The sequence below is a fragment of the Arthrobacter sp. NicSoilB11 genome (assembly GCF_019977375.1).
Classification (GTDB): Bacteria; Actinomycetota; Actinomycetes; order Actinomycetales; family Micrococcaceae; genus Arthrobacter.
Genome location: NZ_AP024657.1, coordinates 4,078,475 through 4,091,631, shown reverse-complemented (window position 1 = coordinate 4,091,631; position 13,157 = coordinate 4,078,475). Strand labels below are relative to the sequence as shown.

Here is a 13,157-nt window from a genome sequence, read left to right as displayed (position 1 = left end):
AGCCCTCCAAGCTGGGTGTGCGGTTCAACAGATTCACAGGCTTATGCCAACAAAAGCGCGACGCCGATCATCGCCGGCACTGCCACCACGGTGGTGATCAGCACGGTGTCCTTCGCCACGGTGAGCCCCGTCTGGTACCGGCTGGCGGCCACGAACACGTTCTGCGCGGTGGGCAGGGCCGACGTGACCACCACCGCGAACAGGGCATGGCCGTCCATCCCCAGCGCGAAGCGCGCGAAAACATAGGCAAGGGCCGGCTGGACCACCAGCTTGAAGCCGCTCGCCAGCAGGGTGTCCACGCGCCGCCCGGCCGAGGCCTGCAGCGGGCGGGTGCCGTTCAGGCTCATCCCGAAAGCGATCAGCATGGCGGGAATCGCCGCGCCGCCAATGAGGTGGATGGGTTCCATCACCAGCGCCGGAACCTGGAATCCGGTGCCGGCCACCAGCAGCCCCAGGCCGGAGCCCACAATCATGGGGTTCCGCAGGATCATCAGGAAGAAGCCCAGGGCAGTGGTGCGGTGCGTGCTGGTGCTCGAGTCAAGGATCATCAGGAACGTCGGGGTGAAGAACGCCAGCTGGAAGATCAGCAGCGGGGCCACGTAGCTGGCGTCGCCCAGGACATATACCGCGATGGGAATACCCAGGTTCGCCGAGTTGGCCAGGGATGCTGACATGGCGGACATCAGCGATTCGGGGAGCGCCCGCTTCAGCCATAACCTGGCGAGGGCGAAGAAGATGGCGGCGGTGGTGATGGCCGCCGCCGCGGTAACCAGCAGCGGTTCGGCGAACACTTCCTGCAGCCGGGCCTTGCTGAGGGTTTCGAAGAGCAGCGCCGGGCTGGCGACGAAGAAGGTGAGGCCGCTGAGTACGGGCCGGGCGTTGTCGCCCAGGATCCTCCGCCGGCCCACGAACCATCCCACCAGGATGATGCACCAGACCACGAAGAACCCGGCCAGCACCCCTAGCAAGGATCAGCCTTTTGGGCGCACTGGAGTAAAGGACCGGGTTGCACGCTCCGGTTACAGGGTGGCGTTGTTAAGCGCGAAAGGGGGGCGCATCATCCCGGGGGTGAGGCCCTCTGCGGGATCGTTGCCCAGCTGGATCATCCGGTTGTTTTCGTCCACATGGACCACGCGGGGCTCGTAGGCCTTGGCCTCTTCGGTGGTCATCTGGGCGTAGGTGATGAGGATGACAATGTCGTTCTCGTGCATGAGATGCGCCGCTGCACCATTGATGCCGATCACGCCGGAGCCGCGCTCGCCGGCAATGGTGTAGGTCTCAAGCCGTGCGCCGTTGGTGACATCCACAATGGACACCAGCTCGCCGGGGAGGATGTCGGCGGCCTCGAGCAGGTCAAGGTCCACGGTGACCGACCCAACGTAGTGCAGGTCGGCGTGCGTGACGGTGGCCCGGTGGATTTTGGACTTGAACATTGTTCGATTCATAACGGCTCCAGTCTAGACCTGCGGCCTTCTGCCCGCAGTGACGCAGGAAACACAAGAGTCACGTACGCTGCTGCGCAGTGATGCCGGGGATCGCTGCGCAGGGTGCGCACCTGCGCAACGACGTGCTGTGTGGCGGCGCAGGGAAGGGTGCGTACGACGGCGGCCGGTCACCCGGCGTCGTCCCTTGCCACTGCGGCGGCGGCCGCCGCCAGGGTCTCCCGGGCGGCCAGGATGGCCGGGCGCTGGGCGCTGGAGCGGCGGACCGAGGTGAAGATGGTGCGGTGCGGCTTGCCGGGAAGCTCCAGCAGCTGGGCCGTGGTGCCACGGCCGGTCCACACCAGGTCCGGCATCAGGGCCACGGCATTGCCGGACTCGATCAGGCGTGCCTGGGCCTGCAGGTCTGCGGTCTCAAAGCGGACATCGGGCTCGAAGCCGGCGCTGCGGCAGGCCTGTTCCGCCCAATGGCGCGATGCGGCACCCCTCGGTTCCATGACCCAGGCGAGGTGCGCCGTGTCCTCGATTCCGCGAATGGCCGGGCCGCCGTCGGACGCCGGGGGGACCGCCAGCCGGATAGCGTCGGTGGTCAGCTTTACCCGGTCCAGCTCCGGATAGCGCGGGGCGGCGTGCCCGGGGTATTGCTCGGCGATGACCAGGTCGAAGTCGCGCGCCCATGTCTCATGCAGCGCGGTCTCGGGCTCGCGCTGGATCATCTCGATCCGGACCTCGGGGTAGGCGGTGGCCATGCGGGTGAGGGTGTCCGGCATCAGGGCCAGCGCCGCGGACTGGAACACGGCAATCCGCACCGTCCCCGTGACTGTGGTCAGGGACGCGGCCAGGTCCGCTTCGGCCTGCTCCATGGTTTCCAGCAGCTGCGCCGTGTGCGCCACGAGCACCTCCGCCTGGGGTGTCAGCTGCACCCGCCGCCCGGTCTTCCGGAGCAGTTCCACGCCCACTTCCTTCTCCAGCAGGGCCAGCTGCTGGGATACCGACGACGGGCTGTACTGCAGTGCCTCAGCCACCTCTGCCAGCGTCCCCCGGATGCTTAACTCGCGGAGCAGCCGAAGCCTGCGGACGTCAAGCATGATGGATTCCTAACTGAAACTAATGAATATAGGTTAGAAGTAGTCACTTTATCTAACGCAACCGCGCACGCATACTGTTGAAACCGAGTTACCCCCGTCACAGCCAGTTTCCTTGGCGTGCCGCGGCGGGGTCGCACCCCAAGCAGGAGTTCCTGATGAGCAGTAAAGATATGAGCCAATCGATCATGCGGCGCAAGCCTATTGATGACATCGAAGAAGAAAACAAGCACAGCGGACTGTTCAAGTCCCTTGGCCTGTGGCAGCTCACCGCCATCGGCGTTGGCGGAATCATCGGCGTCGGCATCTTTTCCCTCGCGGGACTGGTGGCCGCCGGCAGCGAAGGAACACCCGGGGTGGGGCCCGCGGTACTGATTTCCTTCCTGATCGCAGGCCTGGCCTCAGCGGCCGCAGCCCTGTCCTACGCGGAGTTCGCGGGCATGATCCCGCGCGCCGGCTCCGCCTACACCTATGGCTACGTAGCGCTCGGCGAGGTGATCGGCTGGTTCATCGGCTGGGACCTGCTGCTGGAATACATTGCCATTGTGGCGGTGGTGGCCATCGGCATCTCCGGCTACCTTGACGCCTTCCTCGCCGGCATCGGCATCCATTTGCCCACCTGGATGACCTCCACCGCAGACGAGGGCAAGGGCGGCATCGTCAACATTCCCGCCATCCTGGTCTGCCTGCTGGTGACCTGGATCCTCTCCCGCGGCACCAAGGCGTTCGGCCGGTTCGAACTCGTGGCCGTGGCCATCAAGGTCATCCTGATCCTCTTCATCATCGGGCTGGGCATCTTCTACATCGACACCAACAACTACAACCCGTTCATGCCCAGCGGCTTCGGTCCCGTGGTGGCAGGCTCCGCCACAGTCTTCTTCGCCGTGTTCGGCTACGACGCCATGAGCACCGCGGCAGAGGAAGCCAAGGACGGCAAGAAGCACATGCCCAAGGCCATCGTGCTTTCGCTCATCATCGCCATGCTGCTTTACGTTGCCGCCACCCTGGTCCTCACCGGCATGCAGAACTACAAGGACATCGACCCCAAGGCGGGCTTCGCCTCGGCCTTCACCTCCGTGGGGCTCCCGGTCATCGCCACCATCATCTCTGTGTTCGCCGTGCTGTCCATCCTCACCGTGATGCTGACGTTCCTCCTGGGCGTTACCCGCGTCTGGTTCTCCATGAGCCGCGACGGCCTGCTCCCCGGCTGGTTCTCCAAGACTGACCGCCACGGCACCCCGCAGCGCGTCACCTGGATCGGCGGCATCGCGTCCGCTTTCCTTGCCGGCGTGTTCCCCATCAAGGCGGTCGCTGACCTGACCAATATCGGCATCCTGGCCGCGTTCGTCGTCGTCTGCCTGTCCGTGATCATCTTCCGCTACAAGCGCCCCGACGCCCCACGCACGTTCCGCCTGCCGCTGATGCCCCTGGTTCCGGCCTTCGGCGTCCTTGCCTCGGCCTTCCTGATGCTGCAGCTGCACTGGGAGACCTGGCTGCGGTTCGTGGTGTGGCTGATCATCGGCCTGGCCATCTACTTCGGCTACGGCCGCAAGCACTCGCTGATGAACCCCAACAGCCCGCGCCATGAGGAGCTCGTGGAGCTGCACCGCCCCCTCGCCTAGCCCACCTCCGGGACGCCCGCTCACATCCGGCGGGTTTTCCGGGAACCCCCGCTCACTTATGGGCGTCCCGCAGCGAACCCCCGCTCACCCAGTGAGCGGGGGTTCGCTGTTTGTTGCCGGAAGTGAGCGGGCGTTGAGGTTTCGGGCGTCAAAGGTGAGCGGGCGTGCGGGGGCGGAACCAGGTCCTCAAAACATCGGTATTCCTAACCTGTATTGGTTGGAAAAGATCGCTTTATCTTATGTGAGCAGAAGCTCATACTGATGGAAAGACCTTCTCCCACGGCACGAAAGATCGGGAAAAATCATGACCCACGTTGCAATGGAACCAGCAACTTCAGCCGGTACCGCACCGCAGACCGTCGACGTCGACGTCCCCCAGGCAAAGGCCCTCGCCAATGAGTCTGTCGCCTTGGTCCGGCGCTGGCTCACCGAGGCCGCCAAGGTCCCCGTGGACGCTTCCGCCGAGCAGCTGGCAGGCGTGCTGAAGGACCCGAACGGCCTGGACTTCACAGTGGGCTTCGTGGACGGCGTGGTCCGTCCCGAGGACCTGAACGTGGCGGCCCGCAACCTGGCCAAGCTCGCCCCCAAGGTCCCGGCCTTCCTGCCCTGGTACATGCGCAGCGCCGTGGCCCTCGGCGGCACCATGGCCCCCGTCGTGCCGCAGGTGGTCATCCCCATCGCCCGCAGGGTGCTCCGTGAAATGGTGGGCCACCTCATCGTTGACGCCACCGACGCCAAGCTGGGCCCGGCCATCGCCAAGATCCGCAAGGACGGCATCAAGCTCAACGTCAACCTCCTCGGCGAGGCAGTCCTGGGGGAGCACGAGGCGTCCCGCCGGCTCGAGGGCACGCACACGCTGCTGGCCCGTCCCGACGTCGACTACGTTTCCATCAAGGTCTCCTCCACCGTGGCCCCGCACTCTGCCTGGGCGTTCGATGAAGCCGTGGAACACGTCGTCGAAAAGCTCACCCCGCTCTTCCAACGCGCAAACTCCTTCGCCGGTGCGGGGAAGAAGGCCAAGTTCATCAACCTGGACATGGAGGAGTACAAGGACCTGGACATGACCATCGCGGTCTTCACCAGGATCCTGGACAAGCCCGAGTTCAAGGACCTCGAAGCCGGCATCGTGCTCCAGGCCTACCTCCCGGACGCACTCTCCGCCATGATCCGCCTGCAGGACTGGGCCGCCGAGCGCCGCGCCAAGGGCGGCGCGGGCATCAAGGTCCGCGTGGTCAAGGGTGCCAACCTGCCCATGGAGCAGGTGGAGGCCTCCCTGCATGACTGGCCGCTGGCCACCTGGGGCACCAAGCAGGACTCGGACACGAGCTACAAGCGGGTCATCAACTACGCGCTGCACCCGGACCGGATCCAGAACATCCGGATCGGCGTGGCCGGCCACAACCTGTTCGACATCGCCTTCGCCTGGCTCCTGGCCAAGCAGCGCGGCGTGGAGTCCGGCATCGAGTTCGAGATGCTGCTGGGCATGGCGCAGGGCCAGGCAGAGGCCGTCAAGAAGGACGTGGGCTCCCTGCTGCTCTACACCCCCGTGGTGCACCCCTCCGAGTTCGACGTCGCCATCGCCTACCTGATCCGCCGCCTGGAAGAAGGTGCCAGCCAGGAAAACTTCATGTCCGCCGTCTTCGAACTCAGCGAAAACGAAGGCCTCTTCGAGCGCGAAAAGCAGCGCTTCCTGTCCTCGCTCGACGCCCTGGACAACAGCGTGCCGCTGCCCAACCGCCGCCAGGACCGCAACCTCCCGCCGGAGCCCATGCCGCACGCCGGTTTCAAGAACACCCCGGACACCGATCCCGCGCTGCCGGCCAACCGCACCTGGGGCCGCGCCATCCTGGAACGCGTCCCGGCCTCCACCCTGGGCAACGCGTCGGTCAAGGCCGCGTTCATCAACGACGAAGCAACCCTCAACGCGGCCATCGCCAACGCCGTGGAAAAGGGCAAGGCCTGGGGAGAACTCTCCGGCAACGAACGCGCCGAGATCCTGCACCGGGCCGGAGAGATCCTGGAAGCCCGCCGGGCCGACCTCCTGGAGGTCATGGCCAGCGAGACCGGCAAGACGATCGACCAGGGCGACCCCGAGGTCAGCGAAGCCGTGGACTTCGCCCACTACTACGCCGAGTCCGCGCGGAAGCTGGACACGGTCGACGGCGCCACGTTCGTCCCAGCCAAGCTCACCGTTGTCACGCCGCCCTGGAACTTCCCGGTCGCCATCCCCGCAGGGTCCACCCTCGCGGCACTCGCCGCCGGCTCCGCCGTCGTCATCAAGCCTGCCAAGCAGGCCGCACGCAGCGGCGCCGTGATGATCGAAGCCCTGTGGGAAGCCGGCGTGCCCAAGGGCGTGCTGACCATGGTGCAGCTGGGGGAGCGGGAACTGGGCCGGCAGCTGATCAGCCACCCGTCCGTGGACCGCGTGATCCTCACCGGCGGCTACGAAACCGCCGAGCTGTTCCGTTCCTTCCGCAAGGACCTGCCGCTGCTTGCTGAAACGAGCGGCAAAAATGCCATCATCGTCACGCCCAGCGCAGACCTGGACCTGGCGGCCAAGGATGCGGCCTACTCCGCGTTCGGCCATGCCGGCCAGAAGTGCTCCGCGGCCTCGCTGGTGATCCTTGTGGGCTCGGTTGCCAAGTCCAAGCGCTTCCACAACCAGCTGATTGACGCCGTGACGTCCCTGAAGGTGGGCTACCCGCAGGACCCCACCAGCCAGATGGGCCCCATCATCGAGCCCGCCAACGGCAAACTCCTCAACGCCCTGACCACCCTGGGCGACGGCGAGAACTGGGCCGTGGAACCGCGGAAGCTGGATGACACCGGGCGGCTGTGGAGCCCCGGCGTGCGGTACGGCGTCAAGCGCGGCTCCTACTTCCACCTGACCGAGTTCTTCGGCCCGGTCCTGGGTGTGATGACCGCTGACACGCTGGAAGAGGCCATCGCCATCCAGAACCAGATCGAGTACGGCCTCACCGCAGGCCTGCACTCGCTGAACTCCGAGGAGCTGGGCATCTGGCTGGACACCATCCAGGCCGGCAACCTCTATGTGAACCGCGGCATCACCGGCGCGATCGTGCAGCGCCAGCCGTTCGGCGGCTGGAAGAAGTCCGCCGTCGGCGCCGGAACCAAGGCCGGCGGCCCCAACTACCTGGCCGGGCTCGGCGATTGGGCGCCGGGAACGGCCTCGGCGAATGCCGCTGTCACCCACCCCGGCGTGCGGCGCATCGTCAACGCCGCCGGCCCCGCCCTGCAGCCCGCCGAGCTCGAATCCGTCCAGCGCGCACTGGCCTCCGACGCCGAAGCGTGGGCCGAGGAGTTCGGCACCGCCAAGGACGTCTCCGGACTCAGCGCCGAGCGCAACATCTTCCGCTACCGGAGCCTGCCGGTCACCATCCGGCTCTCCGAAGGCGCGCCGCTGGCGCACCTCGTCCGGACTGTGGCGGCCGGCGTGCTGGCGGGTTCGGCAGTCACCGTGTCCACCGCCGTCGAACTTCCCGCCCAGCTGCGCTCCGTGCTCACCGCCCTTGATATCGACGTAGTGGTGGAGTCCGACGCCGGCTGGCTGGCTTCGGCGGCGGGCCTCGCCTCCGCGGGCAAACTGTCCGGTGCGCGCATCCGCCTGATCGGCGGCGACGCTTCCGCGCTCGCCGATGCGACCGGCGGCCGGCCGGACGTGGCCATCTATGCCCACGCCGTCACAGAGGCCGGGCGCGTGGAACTGCTTCCGTTCCTGCACGAGCAGGCCGTCAGCATCACGGCACACCGGTTCGGCACCCCGAACCACCTGTCGGACGCGCTGATCTGAGCCATTGAGGCTCTGATCCCTTGAAACCCGCGCGCCGGAGCCAGGCGCAAGGAAAGGCCGGGCAGCCACCGAACGGTGGCTGCCCGGCCTTGTTTCTTTAGGGCCTTGCCTCTTTAGAGCAGTGTGTTTAGCCGGTCTCGCTAGCCCAGATACCAGCCCGGTGGTGTCCAGGTGGCCGGGACGCTGTGGGCCGAGAATTCCTCGCAGCGGGTGCAGGTGTACGCCACTTCGCCAAGAGTGGCTACGGTTCCGTCACGCCGGTAGGTGGGCGGAATGTACGATTCGAGGTAGACGAACTCGTCCGTACGGCATTTGTCGCAAGTGGGTTTTCCCACGTAGCCGGAGTCCACGGAGGCGTGTCCGGTTCCGAGGGTGTTCTGGCGGGTGGACGGCCGTGCGGTGTTGTACGGGCGCGCGTGCGCTGAACCGAGATGGATGTTCCTGGCTGTCGTCATTGGCTGCCTGTCCCAAGCGCGGCTTTCCGGCATGCGGATGCGCGCTTGTTTTAGTGAACCGGCCTGCTGCTTGACCTTGGTAATTGAGCATAGGGGATGGCACCTCCCCTATCAATGGACACGGGCCCCCTAACTCCCCTAAATGCAGGAATTTGTGCCGGTAGGGAGTTAAGTTTGGCGGTTAATGGTCCTTCCGACGATCGATTGGGTGAGGGCGTCGATCACCTCGGCGTTGGCCAACGGGTTGCGGATCAGCGTGAAATCCACATCCCCCACCGCCGGAAGATCGAACCGGCGCGTGATGATTTTCAGGTCCTCAGGCACCAGCGACGTCGGCATCACGGCCACGCCGATGCCGGCCCGGACTGCCGCAAGCACGCCGCTGATCTGGCGGGTGGTGCAGGTAATCCGCCAGGTCCTGCCATGGGCTTCCAGCGCATCGATGGCCAGCTTTCGGCTGAGGCTCGGGGAAGGGTAGGCGATCAAGGGCACGGGCGTCCCAGGCTCCAGCACCGTCTGCTCCAGCCCCACCCAGGAGAAGGAATCGTGCTGGACCACGGTGCCGTCCTTTGCGCCGGCAACCCATTTCACGAACACCAGGTCCAGCTGTCCGGCGTTGAGCTTCCGGTACAGCTGGTCGCTTTGCCCAACGGTCAGTTCCAGGTTGATCTGCGGGTAGATCTGCCGGAATTCACGCAGGATCCGGGGCAGCCCGGTGATGGCGAGGTCGTCCGCGGTGCCGAACCTCAGGCGGCCGCGCATTGCCGAGCCGGAGAAGTAGCGCGCGGCGGCGTCGTGCGCGGACAGGATGTTGCGGGCAAAACCCGCCATGGCGTCGCCGTTGTCCGTGAGCCTGACGTCCCGGGTATCCCGGGCAATCAGGCTGCGTTTGGCGGCCGCTTCAAGTTTTCGGATGTGCTGGCTGATGGTGGGCTGGGCCAGGCCCAGGCGCTCGGCGGCCTTGGTGAAACTCAGGGTGTCCGCCACCGCGAGGAAGGAACGCAGCTGGGCTGGTTCAAACATTGTGGGTTCCCGGGCCTTCCACTCTGGATGGGTTATTGCGTTTCGCAATACGAGTTATAGGGACCATACGCCTCCATAATCTGCTCCGCCAGCCTAGCGTTAAAGACATCCCAGACCGCCCGCAATTTGAGGACACTCCTGTGGCACCCCCACCGCCTTCGTCGGCCTCCGTCTCCCAACCAGTCATCGACGCCGCGGGCACACCGCCGCCGGACAACCAGACCCAGCCGCTCGCCGTCGTCGCCGAAAAGCTCCCCTGGAAGCACACCTTCATCTCGTTGAAAGTGCCCAACTTCCGGATCTTCGCCGTGGGCCACTTCATCGCCGTCATTGCCATCTGGATGCAGCGCATCGCCCAGGACTGGCTGGTGCTGCAGCTCTCGGGATCGGTGACGGCCGTCGGATTCACGGTGGCCCTGCAGTTCATGCCCTCCCTGCTGCTTGGCCCGTGGGGCGGCATGATCGCCGACCGGTTCGCCAAGCGGAAAATCCTCATCCTGTGCCAGGCTGTGGCCGCCATCCTGGCTGCATCACTGGCCCTGCTGGCCCTCACCGGCGTCATCATGGTCTGGCATGTCTATGTCATCGCCTGCGTCCTGGGCCTGGTGACCGTCCTTGACCAGCCCGCACGGCAGGTGTTCGTCAATGAACTCGTCGGCCCCAAGTATCTGCGGAACGCCATCAGCGTCAACTCCACCACCTTCCAGCTGGGCGGGCTGATCGGCCCTGCGATCGCGGGCCTGCTCCTGACGGCAGTAGGGGCGGGCTGGGCGTTCGCGGCGAACGCCCTGGCCTGCTGCTCAACGGTGACCATGCTCCTGCTCCTGCGCAAGGACCAGCTGTACGTCAGCGCCCCGACGCCCAAGAGCAAGGGCATGCTCCGGGAAGGGCTGCGCTACGCCCTGAGCAAGCCCACCATCTACTGGCCATGGCTCATGGCAGGGTTCATCTCGGTCTTCGCCATGAGCCTGCCGGTGCTGCTTGCCGCCTACGCGGACCACATCTTCCAGGTGGGCGCCGGCGGGTACGGACTCCTCAACGCCCTGGTGGCACTGGGTGCCCTGTCCGGCGCCGTGGCGTCCACCCGCCGTCGGCAGCTCCGCCTGCGGTCCGTGGTGTTCTGCGCGGGGATGTATGGCCTGATGCTCTGCCTCGCAACCCTCGCCCCGTCCATGGTGTGGTTCGGGGCCGTGATGGTCCTGTCCGGGTTCTGGTGCCTGATGTTCCTTACCGGCTCAAACCAGCTGGTGCAGGTCAGTTCCAACATGGCCATCCGCGGCCGCGTGATGAGCCTGTACATCATGGTGCTGATCGGGGGCCAGGCGCTGGGCGGCCCCATGCTGGGCTGGATCGCCGAACATGCCGATCCCCACGTTGCCCTGCTGGTATCCGGCGGTGTTCCCGCGCTGGCGGCCATGACGGTGGCGGTGGTCCTGGCGCGCAAGGGTGGATTGAAGCTCCGGATGGACCTGAAAGGCGGCCACCCGGTGAGGATCGTCAGCCGCCACGCAGGTGCCTAGGACTGCGCCAGCCGGTCCGCCATGTGAAGAACCTGGTGCGGATACTCCGGGGAGCGCTCCTGGAACTGGAGCACGGCTTCATTGCGGATGACCCCGTCACGGATCTCGATGGCCCGCGCGATGGTGTCATTGCCTTCCCAGGCGTCAGGACCGGCCATCACGGTTTCGAGGAACGGCTGCAGGGCCTGGCTGATCTCCCAGCTGGAGGAGTTCCAGAGGTAGGAGGGGCTGTGGTCCACCGCGTAGTAGTTGATGTGGTCCCCGACCGTAAACATCGGATCGGCAAACGTGGTGGAGCGGGCCCAGCTGAATCCCATGCCCTCATCACAGGAGACATCGATGATGAGGCTGCCCGGGCGGAATCCCGCCAGGTCCTCTGGCCGCAGGTACGTCAGCGGGTTGTTGGGGTCCTGCAGCGTGCAGTTGACCACGATGTCGCTTTCGGCGAGGAACGGGGCCAGCGGAACCCGGCCCCGCTCGGTGATGACCTGGCTCAGGAAGGGGGCCTCGGCGTCGTGGTCAAACTGCACGATGTTCACCGAATGGATAGGGGCACCCACCGCAGCCACACCGCGGTTGGTGAGCACCTGGACGTCGTGGACGCCGTGTGCGTTCAGTGCCGTCACAGCCCCGCGGGCGGTGGCGCCGAAACCGATCACCATGGCACTGAGGCGGCGCCCGTAGTCCCCGGTGGAACCGGTCAGGGCCAGCGCGTGCAGGACCGAACAGTAGCCGGCAAGTTCGTTGTTCTTGTGGAACACGTGCAGGCCGAACCCGCCGTCGCTGGCCCAGTGGTTCATCGCCTCAAAGGCGATGAGGGTGAGCTTCTTGTCAATGGCGAGTTGGGTGATGGCACGGTCCTGGACGCAGTGCGGCCACCCCCAGAGGACCTGCCCATCGCGCATGTCGGCAAGGTCTTCCGGCTGGGGTTTGGGCAGGAGCACGACGTCGGCCGCGGCCAGTAGCTCTTCCCTGTCCGCCATTCTTCCCACCAAGGTGGAGAGGTGGCTGTCCGGAACACCGAAGCGCTCGCCGTAGCCCTGTTCCAGGATGATGCGTCCGCGGAGTTCGGGGTCGATCCGCTCAAAATGCAGGGGATGGATGGGAACCCGGCGCTCGTCCGGTTTCCGCGTAGTGGCCAGGACGCCCAGGCTCAGCTGGGCCTGTTGGCCTGTCACTTCTTCTTAGCGGCCTTGCTGGATGTGATGTCCAGGGAGCTGGCCGGCGCAGCGGCGGCCTTCTTGTCTGCGCGCTTTTCCTTGAGGGACTTGCCGGACTTTTTTGATGCCGTTTGACGCGGGGACTTGTCAGCCATGATTGCTCCTGTAGCGGAACCGAAAAGGTTCCTGACTACCGACCCTACACCCCTGTACCTAATACGCGCCGGGGGTTGCAAAGCTGTGGGAAGAGGGAAAACAGAGCGGCTGACGGGAATCGAACCCGCGTATCAAGCTTGGGAAGCTAGCGCTCTACCATTGAGCTACAGCCGCATGCCGCCACTCGCGCGGGGCAGAACTTAGCTTAGCGCAGATCTGCGGGCTCCCCGCCAACCCCGAAGCTGCGCGGCTTTCGTGTCCTGAACGCGGGACGTCATCCAGTAACTCTTCAATAACGTCGGCGCTGTCGGCTGGGTCTGGGCGCCGGGCGCTGGCTAACCTGATCCGGGTAGCGGCCGCGTTGGGGGAGGCAGCTATTGTGGCAGCCCACGTCAACCACAGGAACTATCTTCATGGCAATCGCAGAGTACGAGGTCCTCATAGAACGCGACGCCATGGCCGTCTACCAGTACCTCCTCGACGCCACCAATCTTCCCTCCTGGCGCAACGATGTCCGCAGCGTGAAGCTCGTGCAGGGGCCGGCCGAGGCTGCGGGGGCTGTCTACCGGAAAATGGTGGCGGGCCGTTCGGGCCTGAGCATTCCCGCGGACCTGGAAATCACCAACGTGCGCCCCGGCGCAGAAATCCAGTTCCACGTTGTGTCCGGGCCGGCAACCCGCTGGGGCGGCTATTACCTGAGCACCGAAGACGCGGGAACCCGGGTCCGGTTCGCCATGGAAGCCAAACGCGAGGGGCGCCTCGGTTTCTTCAGCAGGTTCGGCTTCCTGGACGGTATGCTGCAGCGCCGTGTCAGCGCGGATGTGGCCCAACTGGACCGGCTGAAGCACGTGCTGGAGCTCCAACCGGCCATCTGAGCCCATGCCGG

The 13,157-nt window shown here is 65.7% G+C and carries 11 protein-coding genes and 1 tRNA gene; 4 read left to right on the top strand and 8 right to left on the bottom strand.

The annotated features are described in order from the left end of the window. Nucleotides 1-41: 41 nt before the first annotated feature. From LDO14_RS19085 to LDO14_RS19075, 3 genes are all read right to left on the bottom strand, one after another. Nucleotides 42-968, bottom strand: coding sequence for an AEC family transporter (locus LDO14_RS19085; RefSeq protein WP_223992906.1), 927 nt, complete (start codon nt 966-968; stop codon nt 42-44). A 51-nt stretch (nt 969-1,019) separates the two neighbouring features. After that, nucleotides 1,020-1,445: an aspartate 1-decarboxylase gene (gene panD / locus LDO14_RS19080; RefSeq protein ID WP_026265878.1), complete on the bottom strand. Its 426-nt coding sequence runs from the start codon at nt 1,443-1,445 to the stop codon at nt 1,020-1,022. A gap of 167 nt (nt 1,446-1,612) precedes the next feature. Then, nucleotides 1,613-2,527, bottom strand: a complete 915-nt coding sequence (locus LDO14_RS19075; RefSeq protein WP_018769957.1) for a LysR substrate-binding domain-containing protein — start codon at nt 2,525-2,527, stop codon at nt 1,613-1,615. Nucleotides 2,528-2,682: 155 nt separating this feature from the next. Here LDO14_RS19075 and LDO14_RS19070 point away from each other — a divergent pair, with 155 nt between their 5' ends. Then, entirely contained in the window at nt 2,683-4,146 is a 1,464-nt protein-coding gene (locus LDO14_RS19070) for an amino acid permease (RefSeq protein ID WP_026265879.1), read from the top strand. 304 nt (nt 4,147-4,450) lie between these two features. Continuing rightward, nucleotides 4,451-7,957, top strand: a complete 3,507-nt coding sequence (locus tag LDO14_RS19065; RefSeq protein ID WP_223992904.1) for a bifunctional proline dehydrogenase/L-glutamate gamma-semialdehyde dehydrogenase — start codon at nt 4,451-4,453, stop codon at nt 7,955-7,957. Between the two features lie 140 nt (nt 7,958-8,097). On the opposite strand, the gene LDO14_RS19060 is transcribed toward LDO14_RS19065, so the two are convergent. Both LDO14_RS19060 and LDO14_RS19055 read right to left on the bottom strand, forming a co-directional pair. After that, nucleotides 8,098-8,412, bottom strand: a complete 315-nt coding sequence (locus LDO14_RS19060; RefSeq protein WP_018769960.1) for a hypothetical protein — start codon at nt 8,410-8,412, stop codon at nt 8,098-8,100. 168 nt (nt 8,413-8,580) lie between these two features. Next, nucleotides 8,581-9,435 carry a LysR substrate-binding domain-containing protein gene (locus LDO14_RS19055; protein ID WP_018769961.1) on the bottom strand — a complete coding sequence of 285 codons (855 nt, stop codon included), beginning with the start codon at nt 9,433-9,435 and terminating at the stop codon, nt 8,581-8,583. Nucleotides 9,436-9,575: 140 nt separating this feature from the next. Between LDO14_RS19055 and LDO14_RS19050 the strand changes: the two genes are divergently transcribed. Further along, nucleotides 9,576-10,955, top strand: coding sequence for an MFS transporter (locus LDO14_RS19050; RefSeq protein ID WP_018769962.1), 1,380 nt, complete (start codon nt 9,576-9,578; stop codon nt 10,953-10,955). Here LDO14_RS19050 and LDO14_RS19045 read toward each other — a convergent pair. The 3 genes from LDO14_RS19045 to LDO14_RS19035 all read right to left on the bottom strand — a co-directional run bounded on the left by LDO14_RS19045 (nt 10,952) and on the right by LDO14_RS19035 (nt 12,445). Then, nucleotides 10,952-12,133, bottom strand: coding sequence for a N(5)-(carboxyethyl)ornithine synthase (locus LDO14_RS19045; protein WP_056391939.1), 1,182 nt, complete (start codon nt 12,131-12,133; stop codon nt 10,952-10,954). The two genes, LDO14_RS19050 and LDO14_RS19045, sit on opposite strands and share 4 nt — an antisense overlap. Beyond that, nucleotides 12,130-12,270 (bottom strand): hypothetical protein, encoded by a 141-nt coding sequence (locus tag LDO14_RS19040; protein WP_018769964.1) that lies wholly within the window; start codon nt 12,268-12,270, stop codon nt 12,130-12,132. The genes LDO14_RS19045 and LDO14_RS19040 overlap by 4 nt, the downstream gene beginning before the upstream one ends. A 104-nt stretch (nt 12,271-12,374) precedes the next feature. Continuing rightward, nucleotides 12,375-12,445, bottom strand: a tRNA-Gly gene (locus LDO14_RS19035). Between the two features lie 239 nt (nt 12,446-12,684). Between LDO14_RS19035 and LDO14_RS19030 the strand changes: the two genes are divergently transcribed. Further along, nucleotides 12,685-13,146 carry an SRPBCC family protein gene (locus tag LDO14_RS19030; RefSeq protein WP_056391937.1) on the top strand — a complete coding sequence of 154 codons (462 nt, stop codon included), beginning with the start codon at nt 12,685-12,687 and terminating at the stop codon, nt 13,144-13,146. Nucleotides 13,147-13,157: the final 11 nt, after the last annotated feature.

Excerpts from the sequence above, each read along its gene's own strand:
- panD (WP_026265878.1), bottom strand. The coding sequence starts at position 1,445 with ATGAATCGAACAATGTTCAAGTCCAAAATCCACCGGGCCACCGTCACG.
- LDO14_RS19075 (WP_018769957.1), bottom strand. The coding sequence starts at position 2,527 with ATGCTTGACGTCCGCAGGCTTCGGCTGCTCCGCGAGTTAAGCATCCGG.
- LDO14_RS19070 (WP_026265879.1), top strand. The coding sequence starts at position 2,683 with ATGAGCAGTAAAGATATGAGCCAATCGATCATGCGGCGCAAGCCTATT.
- LDO14_RS19065 (WP_223992904.1), top strand. The coding sequence starts at position 4,451 with ATGACCCACGTTGCAATGGAACCAGCAACTTCAGCCGGTACCGCACCG.
- LDO14_RS19060 (WP_018769960.1), bottom strand. The coding sequence starts at position 8,412 with ATGACGACAGCCAGGAACATCCATCTCGGTTCAGCGCACGCGCGCCCG.
- LDO14_RS19055 (WP_018769961.1), bottom strand. The coding sequence starts at position 9,435 with ATGTTTGAACCAGCCCAGCTGCGTTCCTTCCTCGCGGTGGCGGACACC.
- LDO14_RS19040 (WP_018769964.1), bottom strand. The coding sequence starts at position 12,270 with ATGGCTGACAAGTCCCCGCGTCAAACGGCATCAAAAAAGTCCGGCAAG.
- LDO14_RS19030 (WP_056391937.1), top strand. The coding sequence starts at position 12,685 with ATGGCAATCGCAGAGTACGAGGTCCTCATAGAACGCGACGCCATGGCC.